General features: G+C 59.2%; 16 protein-coding genes and 1 tRNA gene. 5 read left to right on the top strand and 12 right to left on the bottom strand.

The window, feature by feature from the left end:
• Nucleotide 1: 1 nt before the first annotated feature.
• The 9 genes from CFA77_RS01280 to CFA77_RS01240 all read right to left on the bottom strand — a co-directional run bounded on the left by CFA77_RS01280 (nucleotide 2) and on the right by CFA77_RS01240 (nucleotide 6,811).
• Nucleotides 2-1,255 carry a folylpolyglutamate synthase/dihydrofolate synthase family protein gene (locus CFA77_RS01280; RefSeq protein WP_206991920.1) on the bottom strand — a complete coding sequence of 418 codons (1,254 nt, stop codon included), beginning with the start codon at nucleotides 1,253-1,255 and terminating at the stop codon, nucleotides 2-4.
• Nucleotides 1,252-2,235, bottom strand: coding sequence for an acetyl-CoA carboxylase carboxyltransferase subunit beta (locus CFA77_RS01275; protein ID WP_206991919.1), 984 nt, complete (start codon nucleotides 2,233-2,235; stop codon nucleotides 1,252-1,254). Before CFA77_RS01275 ends, CFA77_RS01280 begins: the two co-directional genes overlap by 4 nt.
• A 29-nt stretch (nucleotides 2,236-2,264) precedes the next feature.
• The gene (trpA, locus tag CFA77_RS01270; RefSeq protein WP_206991918.1) at nucleotides 2,265-3,092 is read right to left on the bottom strand and encodes a tryptophan synthase subunit alpha; all 828 of its coding nucleotides are present in this window, start codon (nucleotides 3,090-3,092) and stop codon (nucleotides 2,265-2,267) included.
• Entirely contained in the window at nucleotides 3,092-3,367 is a 276-nt protein-coding gene (cutA, locus tag CFA77_RS01265) for a divalent-cation tolerance protein CutA (protein WP_371822966.1), read from the bottom strand. The genes trpA and cutA overlap by 1 nt, the downstream gene beginning before the upstream one ends.
• Before the next feature lie 92 nt (nucleotides 3,368-3,459).
• Entirely contained in the window at nucleotides 3,460-3,864 is a 405-nt protein-coding gene (locus CFA77_RS01260) for a VOC family protein (RefSeq protein ID WP_034817580.1), read from the bottom strand.
• Between the two features lie 11 nt (nucleotides 3,865-3,875).
• Nucleotides 3,876-5,087 carry a tryptophan synthase subunit beta gene (trpB, locus tag CFA77_RS01255; protein WP_206991916.1) on the bottom strand — a complete coding sequence of 404 codons (1,212 nt, stop codon included), beginning with the start codon at nucleotides 5,085-5,087 and terminating at the stop codon, nucleotides 3,876-3,878.
• 88 nt (nucleotides 5,088-5,175) lie between these two features.
• Nucleotides 5,176-5,559: a nuclear transport factor 2 family protein gene (locus CFA77_RS01250; RefSeq protein ID WP_206991915.1), complete on the bottom strand. Its 384-nt coding sequence runs from the start codon at nucleotides 5,557-5,559 to the stop codon at nucleotides 5,176-5,178.
• 65 nt (nucleotides 5,560-5,624) lie between these two features.
• Nucleotides 5,625-6,254 carry a phosphoribosylanthranilate isomerase gene (locus tag CFA77_RS01245; protein ID WP_206991914.1) on the bottom strand — a complete coding sequence of 210 codons (630 nt, stop codon included), beginning with the start codon at nucleotides 6,252-6,254 and terminating at the stop codon, nucleotides 5,625-5,627.
• A gap of 38 nt (nucleotides 6,255-6,292) precedes the next feature.
• Nucleotides 6,293-6,811: a DUF11 domain-containing protein gene (locus tag CFA77_RS01240; RefSeq protein WP_206991913.1), complete on the bottom strand. Its 519-nt coding sequence runs from the start codon at nucleotides 6,809-6,811 to the stop codon at nucleotides 6,293-6,295.
• Nucleotides 6,812-7,082: 271 nt separating this feature from the next.
• Here CFA77_RS01240 and CFA77_RS01235 point away from each other — a divergent pair, with 271 nt between their 5' ends.
• Nucleotides 7,083-7,562 carry an SH3 domain-containing protein gene (locus CFA77_RS01235; protein WP_206991912.1) on the top strand — a complete coding sequence of 160 codons (480 nt, stop codon included), beginning with the start codon at nucleotides 7,083-7,085 and terminating at the stop codon, nucleotides 7,560-7,562.
• A 71-nt stretch (nucleotides 7,563-7,633) separates the two neighbouring features.
• Here the strand turns inward: CFA77_RS01235 and CFA77_RS01230 are convergent, their stop codons facing one another.
• Together CFA77_RS01230 and CFA77_RS01225 are read right to left on the bottom strand one after the other, a co-directional pair.
• Complete coding sequence (locus tag CFA77_RS01230) at nucleotides 7,634-9,433, bottom strand: DUF3604 domain-containing protein (RefSeq protein ID WP_206991911.1); 1,800 nt, start codon at nucleotides 9,431-9,433, stop codon at nucleotides 7,634-7,636.
• 236 nt (nucleotides 9,434-9,669) lie between these two features.
• A tRNA-Ser gene (locus CFA77_RS01225) sits at nucleotides 9,670-9,759 on the bottom strand.
• Between the two features lie 107 nt (nucleotides 9,760-9,866).
• Between CFA77_RS01225 and msrA the strand changes: the two genes are divergently transcribed.
• The gene (msrA, locus tag CFA77_RS01220; RefSeq protein ID WP_206991910.1) at nucleotides 9,867-10,523 is read left to right on the top strand and encodes a peptide-methionine (S)-S-oxide reductase MsrA; all 657 of its coding nucleotides are present in this window, start codon (nucleotides 9,867-9,869) and stop codon (nucleotides 10,521-10,523) included.
• Nucleotides 10,524-10,538: 15 nt separating this feature from the next.
• On the opposite strand, the gene CFA77_RS01215 is transcribed toward msrA, so the two are convergent.
• The gene (locus CFA77_RS01215; protein WP_206991909.1) at nucleotides 10,539-11,606 is read right to left on the bottom strand and encodes a hypothetical protein; all 1,068 of its coding nucleotides are present in this window, start codon (nucleotides 11,604-11,606) and stop codon (nucleotides 10,539-10,541) included.
• Nucleotides 11,607-11,732: 126 nt separating this feature from the next.
• Here CFA77_RS01215 and gluQRS point away from each other — a divergent pair, with 126 nt between their 5' ends.
• The 3 genes from gluQRS to CFA77_RS01200 all read left to right on the top strand — a co-directional run bounded on the left by gluQRS (nucleotide 11,733) and on the right by CFA77_RS01200 (nucleotide 15,123).
• Nucleotides 11,733-12,584, top strand: coding sequence for a tRNA glutamyl-Q(34) synthetase GluQRS (gene gluQRS, locus CFA77_RS01210; RefSeq protein ID WP_206991908.1), 852 nt, complete (start codon nucleotides 11,733-11,735; stop codon nucleotides 12,582-12,584).
• A 14-nt stretch (nucleotides 12,585-12,598) separates the two neighbouring features.
• On the top strand, nucleotides 12,599-13,486 hold the full coding sequence (locus CFA77_RS01205) for a DMT family transporter (RefSeq protein WP_206991907.1): 888 nt from the start codon (nucleotides 12,599-12,601) through the stop codon (nucleotides 13,484-13,486).
• Between the two features lie 65 nt (nucleotides 13,487-13,551).
• A complete protein-coding gene (locus tag CFA77_RS01200) occupies nucleotides 13,552-15,123 on the top strand; it encodes an alkaline phosphatase (protein ID WP_206991906.1) in 1,572 nt (523 codons plus the stop codon).
• Nucleotides 15,124-15,200: the final 77 nt, after the last annotated feature.

Below are 15,200 nucleotides of genomic sequence, written 5' to 3'. Positions count from 1 at the left end.
GCTACACTGGCGGCTCGCCATTCCGCGCGAGCACTTCCCCTGCCAGATACAGAGATCCGCAAATCAGGATACGATCAACGCCGGTTGCCGCCGCAGCCTTGAGCGCAGCTTCGAGGCTGTCGTACGCGGCGGCTTTCAGCCCCGCATTGGTGGCCGCTTCCGCCAAGGCTTGAGGTTCGGCGCCCTGATGACCCGGCGCGTTCGGCAAGGTGAAGACCTCAGGTCGCACCTGCCGGAACGGCATGAAATAGCCGGTCGCATCCTTGGAGGCGAGCATGGCTGCGACCAGTGCGGTACGCCCGGGCATGTTGTTCAGCTGTCTCGCAATGGCGCGGGCCGCATGCGGATTGTGTCCGCCATCCAGCCAGATTTCCTGATCGGGAGCGAGCGCCGTAAGCGGCCCGTCTTTCAGGCGCTGCATACGCGCAGGCCACACCACGTTGCGGGCGCCTTCGAAGATCGCATTCTGGTCGATGATTGTGGAATTCCCGAACAGCTGCACGGCCATGGCGGCCAGAGCCGCATTGGCCCGCTGGTGTTCGCCCAACAGGCCAAGGTCTTCCGGCATTGCATCAATGAAGTGCGCTTTCAGGCGATAGAGCGGCGCGCCAACATCTTCGGCCCGTTTTGCGATGACATCGTCACAGATCTTGCGCTGAATCGCGGTCAGCGCCGGGCGGCCGGACTTGATGATTCCCGCTTTCTCACCCGCAATCTTGCGAATATCCGAGCCGAGAAAGGCCTTGTGATCAAAGTCGATCGGCGTAATGACGCTCAGCGCGGGCTGGTCGATCACATTGGTCGCATCATAGCTGCCACCAAGTCCGACTTCGAGAATCAGTACATCAGCCGGCACTTCCGAGAAGGCGAGCAGGGCCGTGGCCGTCGTCGCTTCGAATTGTGTGATCTCCTGCCCCTTGATCGCGTCATGGGTTCGCTCCAGCCAGTCGATCAGGCGCGCATCATCCACGATCTCACCGGCGAGCCGGATACGCTCGTTGAAACGCACGAGGTGCGGACTGGTAAAGACATGAACGCTAAGGCCCGCTGCTTCCATCATGGCCCGCATGAAGGCGCAGGTGGACCCTTTGCCGTTGGTTCCGGCCACATGTATCACGGGCGGCAGCCTGTCTTGCGGCCGCCCAAGCAACTCAAGCGCATTCAAGACGCGCCCGAGCGATAGTTCAATCGTGTCTGGATATAGCCCTTCGAACCGCCCCAGCGCCTCGGCCAGGGCCGAACTGTCACCGATCAAGCAGAGCTGCCCTTACTCTTGTTTGGGGTCTTGGCGGCATGCGTTTTGGGTGGCGTCAGAGAAACCGGCAGGCGATCTTCAGCGCGCCGCACATTTGGCATCAGCATCGACAGGACATTTGAGATCGTGTCCTTCAGCTTGCGCCGGTCGCAGACAATGTCCACCTGACCCTTTTCGCGCAGGAATTCGGATCGCTGGAACCCTTTCGGCAGGCTTTCGCGAATGGTTTGTTCAATCACACGCGGGCCGGAAAAGGCGATCATTGCGCCAGGTTCGGCAATATGGATATCGCCAAGCATCGCATAAGATGCCGACACGCCGCCCGACGTCGGATCAGTCAGCAGCACAATATAAGGTAGTTTGGCTTCGGCCAGTTCATTGATCGCGAGCGTCGTGCGCGGCATCTGCATCAGGCTCAGCGTGCCCTCCTGCATGCGAGCGCCACCGGACGCCGTGCACACAACAAAGCCCGCCTTGCGGGCCAACGCCATCTGCGCAGCCGCTACAAAGCCTTCCCCTGCCGCCATGCCCAAGGATCCGCCCATAAAGGCAAAATCCTGAACCAATACGACCGTGGGCACGCCGCCGATCTTTCCATAGGCCGCCACCATACAGTCTTCCTGGATGATCGGTGCGCCACCATTTTCGGACTCTTTCTTGTCCCGGGCCGCAATCTTGGCCTTCGCAGCCTTCAGGCGCGACGGATAAGGCTTGTCATCCTTGAATCTCAGGGGGTCATGCGGAACCGATGGCAGGGCCAAAGGCTCCCAGCGCTCATCATCGAACAGGAGGCGCAGGCGGGTGCGCGGGCTGATCCGCAGATGCGCGCCAGCAGGTGTGACATGCCAGTTTTCTTCCAGATCGGTCTTGTAGACCAGTTCGCCGGACAGAGGACATTTCACCCACAAATCGTCGGGCGTGTCCTTCTTCGCGAGCATGGTCTTCAGGCCCGGCGGGGTGACCTTGGTAATCCAGTTCATGCCAGAACCTCCTCGGCGGCAATCAACACTTAAGGCTTGGTGATCGTTCTGATCGCCGAGCTCAACTCCTTCGCCAACGCGCCCATTCCCCGCGGTGCACTGGCAAAATCCCCCGATTCGTGGGCCTTTTCTGCATGCTCCACGAAAGCGGAGCCTACGACAACCCCATCGGCAATTTTAGCCATTTCTGCAGCTTGAGCGCCAGTTTTGACGCCAAAACCCACACAGACCGGCAATCCTGAAACACGTTTGGCCATTTCAATGTTCCCGGCAATCGCCTGCGGATCCGCGCTGCCAGCGCCTGTAACGCCTGTCACAGCGACGAAATAGAGGAATCCGCTGGCGCCTTCGGCAACTTTTTTCATGCGGTTTTCATGGGTGGTGGGTGTCGCAAGCCGAATCACGGAAAGATCGTATTGCGCATAGGCCTCGCGCAGTTCGCCATCTTCTTCCGGCGGCAAATCTACCAGGATCGTTCCGTCGACACCGGCCGCATGAGCCGCCTTGGCAAACTCAACATATCCCATGCGGAACACAGGATTGGCATATCCCATGATAATGACAGGCGTTGTCTGGTCCTCGGCGCGAAACCGGGCCGCCAGCGCCAGCGTGTCAGCGAGCTTTGTTTTATTGGCGAGCGCGCGCAAGCCCGCCTTCTGAATGGATGCCCCATCGGCCATCGGGTCGGTAAAGGGCGCGCCAAGCTCAATGATATCGGCGCCGTTGTCGCGCAGCGCGCACATGGCAGCATAGCTCGTCTCAAGGTCGGGGTCGCCGGCCATAAGGTAGGAAACCAGAACGGCGCGGGATTCGCCGCTTGCGCGGGCGAAGGTGTCTGTAATGCGGGAAGTTGGCATCAGGTGTCCGTATTCTCGTGAACCCATGCCTCATAAGGCGCATTCGCCTGAATGCAAGGCAATGCGACCATAGCGGGTACTTCATAGGGATGGTGCGTCAGGACGAGGGCTTCGATCCGATCCCAATTCGCTTTCGGCGCTTTCAGCCACAACACGAATTCGAAGGCCTGCTCCACCACACTCTTCCAGCGATAGGTGGACGAGACCGGCCCTTCGAGATTGGCGCAGGCAGCGAGACGGTGCTCGATGGCCGCGTCGCCAATTTCCTCGGCCACACGGCGCGACGGACAGGTAATGCGAATGAGAAGGAGATCAGTCAATTTACTCTCTCGACAAAAGATAAAGTGAAGGCGCAGGGGAACATTTTCTAACCGCCTCGTCCATCGGGATCGTGGCAAACGATGCAAATCTTGTTTCCATCGAGATCTCGGAAATATGCCCCGTAATAGTTCGCGTGATATTGCGGGCGCAGGCACGGGGTACCCTCATCCTGAGCGCCGCGAGAGATGGCAATTGCGTGCGCCTCATCTACGCTGGGCCGGTCGGGTGCGAGCAGGGCGAGCATCTGGCCATTGCCCGGCTCGTGTCGCTGGTCATTGAACGGCCGCACCAAAGCGACCAGCGGGCGGTCATCGCCCGGACGCCGCCACATGATAAACGGATCAGACCGCTCGAATGGTACACGCGGATTCCCAAGCGCCTGCATGATCGGCTCGTAAAAGGCAGCTGCATTTTCCAGATCATTCGTGCCCAAGGTCACATGCGAGATCATCGGCCTCTTCCCTACATATCGACGCCGAGGGCCTTGGCGACCGAGAAAACGTCCTTGTCGCCGCGACCACACATGTTCAGGATCATCAGCCCATCCTTGCCGAGTGCCTGAGCGACCTCACCTACGCGCGCGATGGCGTGTGAGGGCTCGAGCGCCGGAATAATTCCCTCAAGCCGCGTGCACAGCTGGAAAGCTGCAAGCGCCTCCTTATCCGTGCACGACAAGTATTCAGCGCGACCGGAATCTCTCAGGAAAGCGTGTTCTGGCCCGATGCCCGGATAGTCCAGTCCCGCCGAGATCGAATGCGCATCGATGATCTGGCCGTCATCGGTTTGAAGGAGATAGGTCTTGTTCCCATGCAGGATGCCCGGCTTGCCGCCATTCAGCGCGGCAGCATGCTCTCCTGTCTCAATTCCGTGGCCAGCGGCCTCGACGCCGATCAGGCGAACGCCCTCATCTTCAAGGAAAGGATGAAACAGGCCAATCGCGTTCGAACCACCGCCGATACAGGCCATGACCGCGTCGGGCAGGCGCCCTTCCCGCTCAAGGATCTGGGCGCGAGCCTCCTTGCCGATAATGCTCTGAAAGTCGCGGACAAGCTCCGGATACGGATGGGGCCCCGCAGCCGTGCCAATGCAGTAGAAGGTGTCTTCGACATTGGTGACCCAGTCACGCAGTGCTTCATTCATTGCGTCTTTCAGGGTGCCTGTGCCGGAAGAGACCGGGACGATCTCTGCGCCGAGCAGTTTCATGCGGAAAACGTTCGGCTTCTGGCGCTCGACATCCGTCTCGCCCATGAAGACAACGCAATCCAGTCCGAAGCGCGCGCAGATTGTCGCCGTGGCAACACCATGCTGACCGGCGCCCGTTTCGGCGATGATGCGGGTCTTGCCCATACGCCTGGCGAGCAGGACCTGGCCGAGGCAATTATTGATCTTGTGCGCGCCCGTATGGTTCAGCTCATCGCGCTTGAAATAGATTTTCGCGCCATCGAAATGCTCGGTCAGCCGCTCCGCAAAATATAGAGGCGATGGACGCCCGACATAATGGGCCCACAAATCGTCCATTTCCGCCTTGAAAGCTGGATCTTCCTTGGCCTTGCGGTATTCGGCCTCAAGTTCTAGGATCAATGGCATCAATGTCTCGGCGACATAGCGCCCACCAAAGTCTCCAAAGCGGCCATTCGCATCTGGCCATTGATCCCATGTGTTCCGCAAATCCATCGTCCTGCTTTCCTTGAACTACCCGCCCGTATCTAGACCGAAGGACGTGCCAAGGAAAGCGCGACGATGCGCCCGGCCCCGTGACGCGTCAGCCCATGGGGGAATAGAAAAATTCCTCTCGAACGATCTTCCCGTCCTTGACCGTATACACGCCAACCTCCTTGGCTTGCATCCGCTCGCCGGACTCCTTGTTGGTGACATCCATGTCGAAGACGAGAGAAAATTGGTCATCCCCAAACAGGAACGGCCCCTCGGCGCTGACCTGGTGCACATCGTGCGCACCATACCACCAGTCGTGCTTGCCCTTGATGGCGTCGAGCCCCTGAGCTTCGCGGCCCGCATCGCCCATTGCAAGCGCTTCGACCGACACACAATCTTGCGCGTAAAGTGTCTCCAGCGCTTCGGCCTCGCGGCCAGAATTGCAGCATTCCGCCAACTTGCCAGCGACACTCGTCAGTTCTTCTGGAAACATGACACGTCCTCCCATTGCCAATAGGAGCCATATTAGCACAGAACAAAAACGGAACAATCGGTTTGTTATGAATTTTTTGAGGCGTCGATGAATGTCTTTACCAGTACCCGGTCCTTCAGGCCGCGAACACGCTCTACGCCTGAAGAGACATCCACTGCTGGCGCACCGGTCAGACGCACGGCATCGGAGACATTGTCCGGTGTCAGCCCCCCAGCAAGAATCCAGGGTGCCGGTCTCTGCCAGCCTTTCAGCAAATTCCAGTCAAATGACAATCCGTGCCCGCCTGTCCGATCAGCGCCCTTAGGCGGTTTCGCGTCCACCAGAAGCCGATCGGCTGCCGTGTAGGCCTCAGCCCGTTTCAGATCGTCTGAATCGGCAATTCCCACGGCTTTCCAGATCTCCAGACGCGTCCGCGCCTTGACTTCGGCGACGCGCTCAGGGGATTCCGAACCGTGCAATTGCAATATCGGAAACCCCAGCGCCACGATCCGGTCGATCTGCGCGTCGTCCGGGTCAACCAGCAAGGCCACCGGCGTGGCGGACCCTACCTGCATCAACAGGTTGGCCGCCGCTGCTTCCGTTACGTGCCGCGGGCTGGCCTCGGCAAACACGAACCCAATCCAGTCTGCCCCGGCTTGCGCGGTATAGCGCACGACGTCGGGATCGGTCAGGCCGCAGATTTTTACGAGTGTCATGCCGCAGGCGATACGCTAACGGCCTTGCGTCCGTCAATTCAGGGGCTGACGGGACGCGTATTTTCCTTGAGGACCGCCGCAAAGAAAATCTTGCCTGAATCTTTCGGACCAATCTCACGATTGAAGGTCCAGCGCATATGCGTGATCTCTTCCGGCATGGACACGCTCACCGGCTGGATCTCATCGAGACCGGATTCCGCAATCAGTTTTTCACGCGGCACGTATGTCGCCCCACCGTCCATGGAAAAATCAACAGAGGCCTGATCATATTCGGCCATGGCAGAATCTTCGAGCAGGCTCACATCTGCCGGCACTGGCAAGGTCAGAACAGCGTCCCTTGCCGGGGTTTCGCCCGGGTTTGAATATGTCACGGAATAAAACAACTGCTCACCCGGCTTCACTTCCTCAGCAGGCAGCAGCTCCATTTCCAATCCGCCCTCTTCGTCTTCAATGACGATCACACGTTCAACCTGTTGCTCGACGATGAGTTCCTGGGCGAACGCCGGAAGTCCGATGAGGAGAGTTCCGGCAAGAGTGGCAGCTGCGCGTATCAGCATGGCGTTAATCCTTGGCAGGGACGGTTAAAGGTTCAGCGTCAAGAATTGCGACAATTAGTTAACATTCGCTCAAAATCCATAAAGCATTTGCAGAGTTTCCAGTCTGACATTGCCAGATCCTCAACACGCGCCTTGGTGTCGCCACAGAGGCGCCAATCCGGGGACACCGATGTTGCACACCGACACCATTTCCCGGGGAGCTGACAAACCCTCGGCATAGGGATCTCCTAATCATGGTGAACCACGCATTCTCAGGATCAGGACTCATCCCATGCTGAATAAAAAGTTGAAAACCCTCCTCGCTATCGGCCTCGTATCCAGCGCAGCCGCATTCGGGCCCATCGCCTCTGCCCAGGCCCCGCGCGAAAACCCGCAAAGCGCCGCCAGCCATCATGGCATCCGCTATGTGAAAGCGGAAGCTGTAAACGTGCGCGGCGGCCCTGGAGTCAGTAACCCTATCATCACTGTACTGAACCTTGGTGCGGAAGTGTCCATGTATGTCACCAAAGGTGACTGGGCGCGGATCTCTGGGCCGGGTCAGCCGGAGAAATGGATTTACGCGCCACTTCTGCAGGACAACAAACCCCAACCGGTGAAGGCGGCAAAAAAGCAAACAGCGGACCGGCCAACGCAGAAAGCATCCGCCAAGCCTGACAGTCACCAGACGCACGAGCCTGAAGCGTCCCCTTCAAAGAAGGTAGAACATCCGACGGCTCAGAAGGAAAAGCAGGACGCACGGCCTGCACGGTAGACTGCCGCAACTTCACCTCTTCTCCGACGGCTCGCATCAAAGAGCCCTCGGACGGAGTCCCTTGCACAATATTAGGTTGGCCCAGGCTCATACCAGATTGGAGAACTCCACACCCTCTCCTGTATGACCGGATGGAGCGTGGGATTAGGCGGAGTGCCGTTTCGAATGGCGTCCCAGGTAGACCAGCGGCACGTCGGATTTTCCAGTATCCGCACATAGTAGAAGGCCCGCTGGTCGGGGTCGAACGTGGGGTCTTGCCACAGCGTGCGGAGAGCGACGTCTCCCTTGAACGGCGTGGGCTTACAAGTCGTCAGATCTACCGTTGCGAAGTTGTCTGGGCACCGGAACGTCTCGGGGTCAATCGTGCCGCCATCAGCACATGCAACATCGAACACCTGCTCACGAGATTGTCCGTCCTCGACCCACCCCTTCACAATCTGCGCACGCTGCAAGAACGCAGATGACGGATCGCGAAGTCCCCAAACAAAGAATTCAGGCGCCTTGTCTTCTTGATATGACAGATCGCCCCCCATTGGGACCGCCTGTGCATCCATCTGGGCGATACTCTCTGGGATCACCCCTCCCTCTCCCGCCAGATCGTATCCCGCAAAGAACCGAACCTTGATCCGCGGCCCGGAAGTGGCGAACGTTTCCTTGCGCCGCAAGGCATCAAAGATCATGTCGCGGGTGTTGGACTCTGCCCATACACCAACAAGGCCAGCCGAACTCCAGGATTGATAGGGCTTGGATGCTTCGCGGGAATTTGGTGTCCCATCAGGCCAGGTGGTCGCACGGTCCGGCGGCACCGAACTGCGCAGTTCAGCCGTTCCATCGACAACGCCTGCCTTTGAAAAATAGTTCGCTTCTTCTACCGATCCAGGCGCGCTGTTGTGCGTGTCAGAAGAACCTACAAAGCCGAACCGAAAGGGATTGAACCCTTCAGTCTCTTGCAGGAGCAAACCATCCTTCAACGCCTGGCGCACATAGCTGCCACGGAAGTTGGTGACGTCACCATTGGACCCAACCCGCTTTTCCATCAGCTCGAAATCTGACCACTCATCATTCGGAGAGAGGATCGGGTGCGTATCTGATGTCCCCTTGACCTGCGTGATCTCGACCAGCGGCTCATTGCGCATCCGTAAGGCGGCATAATCTGCGTCCATCGGCTCGTCATTCCGGCGAACCAGTTCAAACATGATCCCGTCCGACCCGTTGGAATTATGAGGAATGGCCAGCGCGTCGGCCCCCTCTTCGCGCCATTGGTCCATTTTATTCCAGAGGTCTTCGGGGTCTTCGGAATCCAACGCGGCAAACGGAAATTCCGGCACGGTCGCCGATCGAAACAGGACATTCCGATGAAGGTTCAGTCCACCTGGTTCGGAGGTGAACTCGTATCCGACAAAAGTCGTAAACCGACCGGGCTCATTATATTTTTCGGCGGCGTCCTGAACGATGCCCCATGCCCGGCCGATCACATCAGGTGCCTTGAAATCTTCCGGCATGTCGTTCGCACGATAGCGAGCCAGAACTCGAAAGAATGCGGCATTGGCCTCCGCAGGACTTTCACTGAACAGCCCGGCGGCGAGCGGGTCTTTGGACAACCGACGAGCCGGATCATTCGCTTCCCGCATTGCGCCAAGGTATTCAGCATGATCCGTCACCGCCACGAAATCGAGTGGGGGCCCCAAGAGGCGGACAGGCATGCCATTGGCGTGCGTGATCGTCTCTCCACGCGCGAACCGATAGGCATCTTCCGGCAAGGTGCGTACATTCCCGAGATAAGCATCGAAGGAGAGGCCCGTATGGACGTGGAGGTCTCCGAAATACGCATTACGCTCCGGATTGAACGCTACGCCCGCTCCTGTTGACATAACTTCGGCAGATTCCGTCTTATTTTCTGAAACCGGCGACGGCGCGCCAACGACAGTGCCATCGCATGCCGTTAAAGCTGCAAGCAAAATGATACCGGCAGACCATAGGATCCAGAGGCGGAAACGGGAATATTTGAGCAAGGTCATGACCCGACAATACCTGCCCAATCGGGATTCCGTCTGTGCGAACGACGCCCTCAGCCTTGACGAACGCATCGTTTGGACCTGGGAAATGCTGGCGGTGAGACAGGGATTCGAACCCTGGAGACTATTGCTAGCCTACACACTTTCCAGGCGTGCGCCTTCGACCACTCGGCCACCTCACCGTACTCAGCAGAGGGGAGCCAATAACCGAAGGCCTGCAAGATCGCAAGACTGTGATTGCCGTTCCCGGCAGACAAACCCATATGAGACACAGAAAGGGAGACCCCTCATGTTGTTCTCGAAGAAAAAACTGACCATCCCGGATGCCGAGAGCGCCCTGCCCGGCCGCCCCGATCCGATCCCGACCGCCACCACGCATTATGTATTCGACCGTGACCTGCAGGGCCCCGTTCCGGCGGGATACGAAACGGCCGTATTCGCCCTCGGCTGCTTCTGGGGCGCTGAGCGTGTATTCTGGCAGCAGGATGGCGTTTGGCTGACCCGGGTAGGTTATGCTGGCGGATCGACCCCGAACCCGACCTATGAAGAAGTCTGCTCAGGCGGGACCGGGCACACGGAAATCGTTGAAGTGGTTTTCAACCCTGCCGAAGTGACCTTCGCCGCACTGGTGAAACTGTTCCTCGAAAGCCATGACCCAACCCAGGGAATGCGTCAGGGAAATGACATCGGCACGCAATACCGCTCGGCAATATACACGATATCCGAGGCACAAGCCGAAACTGCGCGTGAGATGATCGCAGTATATGAGAAGTCGCTTGCCCAGAGCGGTCATGCCAGCCAGATCACAACGGAGCTTGCGCCGCTGGACAAGGTTTATCTCGCCGAGGAATACCATCAGCAATACCTTGCAAAAAACCCGAACGGGTATTGCGGGATTGGAGGCACGGGCGTGTCCTGCCCAATCGGCCTGGGTGTGTCGACCTGATCGCGAAAGCTGGCGCTAGCCGCCGAAATTCACGGCAAACCTTTTGCGTGTCTCAAGCAGGTTCTGCGCCTTGTACATGGCGTCAGAAGCGGCTTGGGCGCGCTTTATGGTCGGGTCTGCCTGCAAGGCCTCAATCACTTTGGTGAGGTGACTGATCGCCTCCTCGACGGTCTTGCGATCGAACTGGTTTGTCGCGCGCGCCAGCAGGGCCCGGCCGAGATCCATGTGCGCCTGAACGGCCCGCGATGTGTCGCCATCACTCTTGATATCCTGGAGATGGATTCTCCGAAGCGTGATCACGTGGTCGAGCGCATCCATATCTCCAGACTGTTCGGCAACGTGCACCAGAGACGCGCAAAAATCGGCTTCGATACGGCTGCGCAGAGCGACCGGAAGCGTAGGCGAGTCCTCAAGGATTTCAGCCAGCGCATTAGACAGGATCTTTATCTTTTCGGGCCGGAAGGATTGCGGATTGGCCAGCGCAGGCTGCAATTCCCGCGCAAGGAAGTAAGCGGCCACTCGTGGCATCTGCCCCTCAAGGTCGATCATCTTTCCGGGCATTGGCAGCGTGAACAGCTTCGCTTCCGTGGCTGTCAGGCCACCACCGCGGCTTAGGCCGTGAATGACAAAGCCATCTTCGCGCCGACCCGTCCTGTCTGCCCAGACCAGCATGTCCGCATCTGCCACTTCCAGTCGCCGACGGGCACGCTGGACCGCGCGCGTTTCGATGCCGCCGTGAATAGTGCCCGTGCGGAACACTTTCAGGGGCGCACCGAAATTGAATTCGGAGAGGTGGGAATTGAGCGCCGAGAGCAGCCATTTCCATGCGCGACCCGAGCCTTTGCCAGCCGGGCGGGCGACAAGCACGCGGTATCCGGGCGACTTGTCATTGCGCGCAGCCCGGGCCCCGGACGCATTGCGCAAAGTCTTCAACAGCGAACCCAGCAGGCTGAACATCAGGACGACCAGTGCAACGAGCAGGACACACAGCATCACGAATCCAAACGTGGCGAGCTCTGTCGCATCCACCACATTTGTTTCGAACCAGCGCTCGGCTGTTGTGAACCAAGTATCCACAGGCATTCGAGATGACCTCCTGTATGTCTGTGCGATACGGTTCCTGCCCTGTGCTTGCAACAGCTAAACGCTGTTCAGCCTGTGCGGGGGATGGTTAGATTGCCTGAGAGACAAGCTGATTCAGGGGGTCGCATGGGTGCCGGGGAATTTGTCACGCGGTTCGCACCGTCCCCCACCGGGCATTTGCATCTCGGTCACGCGCTCTCGGCTTTCCATGTCTGGGACACTGCCCGCGCCCATGATGGAAAGGTGCTGTTGCGGATTGAAGACATTGACCAGACCCGATGCCGTCCGGAGTACGAAACCTCCATTCTCGCCGATCTTGAATGGCTCGGACTGGACTGGGATGGCCCCGTGCGACGCCAGTCGGACCACTTCGCTGAATATGAGTCCGCGCTCAACTCCCTGAAGGCGCGCGGGCTGGTTTATCGGTGCTTCAAGACCCGTCGGGAAATTGCCGCCGCGCTGCCTGCCGGGGCCAGTCCCGATACGGCAGGCTTCACTGGCAAGTCGCTCCCTGCGGACAAGGAGCGGGAACTGCTGGACCGGGGACACGCCTATGCGTGGCGGCTATCCCTCTCGGCTGCCCGCGCCCAACTCGGCCCTGTATATGATGCCTTGAGCTATACGGTCTTCTCAAAGTGCGGCCAGCACAAGGTGAAAGCTGACCCCGCACCCTTTGGCGACGTGGTGCTGGCGCGCAAGGATACGCCAACAAGCTATCACCTCGCCTGCTGCCACGACGATGCCTTGCAGGGGATCACGCATGTCATACGCGGCGAAGACATCCGGGAGATGACATCGGTACATGTCCTGCTGCAGGCGCTGATGGACTGGCCACAGCCTCTTTATACGTTTCATCCGCTCGTTTTGGGGGCAGATGGCAAGAAATTGTCCAAGCGCGCCGGGGACCGGGGATTGCGCGCATGGCGTGAAGACGGCAAGACGCCTGAAGACATTCGCGCCATGACGGGCCTCATTTAATGACATCCACAGAAATGACAGCGCCGGTACGCCGGGAATGGCTCGGCGTGCTTATGCTGGTTGGCGGCGCGGTTGCGATCGGATTTGCGCCGATTGGCTTGCGCTTGGGTCTCGACGACCTCGGCCCGCAGGCCATTGCCTTCTGGCGCTACACATTTGCCCTGCCCGTGCTGACTGCGCTCGTCTTGCTGGTCGAGCGGCGCGCTCCGCGCAAACCGAACATATATGTCATCCTGGCCGGGATCTGTTTCGCTGTGGACATTGGCTTCTGGCACTGGTCCCTCACCCTGACCAGTGTGTCCAATGCCACCTTCATCGTGAATCTCGGAAACGTCTGCGTCGGCTTCCTCGCATGGCTGTTCCTGAAGGAGCGCCCTGCGCCGATGTGGTTCTTCGCCGTAATCCTGGCGATTGGCGGCGCATCGGCCCTGTCACTCGGCGGTACCGCCGAAGGGGGAGCCAGTTTTGTCGGGGATCGGATTGCGATCATCGCGGCGATCAGCGTATCGGGCTATTTCCTCTGCTCGAAGCTCGCCCGGCGAACACTGAACGGTCTGGAGACTTTGTTCTGGCTGACACTTGTGGAAGTGATTGTCGGAGCCATCATGGTCATGGCTTTCGGTGAAAACTTCCTTCCGGAGAAATTGTCGGGTTTCGCCGTGCCCCTGTTCCTCGGGATCGTGATCCACGTCGTCGGTCAGGGTTTGATCATCACCGGGCTTGGCAGCACGCCAACCTCCATCGCGGGTGTCATCATCCTGATCCAGCCCGTCATGGCTGCCGCGATTTCGTGGCATCTCTTTCAGGAACCTCTCACGACCTTGCAGGCAGGCGGCGGCATGCTCATTCTTGTCGCGGTCTGGCTGGCCCAGCGCGGCCACAAGGTGGATCCAATCGACTGAGTGCAGCAATAGTGTCACGAACTCAGTCTATGCCCGCCCCAGACCTGATATTCCGGAGACTAATCATGCGCCGCACTGCTCTATCCCTTGCTTCATTCACCGTCCTTGCTGTCGCGGGCTGTTCAGCGCCGTCTGATACCGCCGTGGCACAAAGCGAAGCTTCATCGGCGCCGCTACGCGAAGGCACGACACCCACCCAGGCAAGTGATTCCTATTATCAATCTGCCGCTGAAGCCGTAGACACACGCATTCAGCAGCGCGGTGTAAAATCGGCCAAGAATGTCATCCTCTTCGTCGGCGATGGCATGAGCATACCGACCATAACAGCAGCACGTATCTATGCTGGCCAACAGCGTGGGCTCGACGGCGAATCCTACACGCTGACCATGGACACGCTGCCACACATGGCCCTGTCCAAGACTTACAGCCACGACTTTCAGGTTTCCGACTCCGCCTCCACCGCGACGGCGATGGTGACCGGCGCCAAAGTCAATTCCCGCACGCTCGGCATCCTGAAGGAAGCCAGCTTCGGGAATTGCGCGAGTGTTGAAGGGCATACGACCGATTCCATCTTTGAACTGGCCGAACGGTCGGGCCTCGCCACGGGTCTCGTTTCCACCGCTCGGCTGACCCATGCCACCCCTGCCTCGGCCTTTGCCAAGACGCCCAGCCGAGACTGGGAAGACGATAGCAGCCTGAAGGGCGGCGCGGCAGGCGACTGCAAGGACATTGCGCGTCAGTTCATCGAGTGGCCGGAAGGCGACGGGTTTGAAGTCGCGCTGGCCGGAGGCCGGGCGCATTTCACCACCTCGGAGGAAGCCGACCCGGAAGCGGAAAACCGTACCGGCAGCCGCACCGATGGCCGCGACCTGACCGCCGAATGGACCGCAAAATCCGAAGATCATGTCTATGTCACCGATAAGGCTGGCTTTGAGGCGGTCGACTTCGCCTCGGGTGCAAAAGTACTCGGCCTGTTCGAGCCGTCGCACATGAAATTCGCGCTCGACCGGGACGAAGACCCGGCAGGCGAACCCTCGCTTGTCGATCTGACCAAGGCCGCCATCACGCGCCTGTCGCAGGATGAAGACGGCTTCGTGCTGCTCGTCGAAGGCGGCCGGATCGATCATGGCCATCACGGCGTCAGTGCCGCCCGGGCCCTGTCGGAAACCGATGAGTTGGATCAGGCCGTCGCGGCAGCCCTGGAGATGACCAATGCGGACGAGACGCTGATCATCGTGACCGCGGACCATTCCCACACGATGACCATTTCCGGCTATCCCAAGCGTGGCAATCCGATCCTCGGCAAGGTCGTCAGCGGGCTGGATAACGCCCCGATGAATGCCCAGGACGGCAAGCCCTACACAACGCTCTCCTATGCCAGCGGCATGACCGCCTGCCGGATGGTCGATGGCGAGCCTGATTGTGTCCGCGAAGACCTTTCCGACATCGACACAGAGGACAAGGATTTCCAGCAACCGTCGCTGGTGTTCATGCCGTCCGAAACGCATGGCGGGGATGACGTGGCCATCTTTGCAACCGGTCCCGGATCGGAACTGGTCTCCGGGGTGATGGAGCAGAACGAGATCTTCCACGTCATGGGCCGCGCTTCGGGACTGGTCGCCGCGCCAACAGAATAGGCCCCTGCCGTAGCGTCGGGCCTGTTCAGGCGACGCGTTCTGGGGGAGACTTCTTTTGAAATCCGGTCATCGGCGCC

Source organism: Hyphomonas sp. KY3, assembly GCF_017309975.1.
GTDB lineage: Bacteria > Pseudomonadota > Alphaproteobacteria > Caulobacterales > Hyphomonadaceae > Hyphomonas.
Note: the sequence above shows the minus strand (reverse complement) of the source record. Positions and strands in the feature narration are given on the sequence as shown.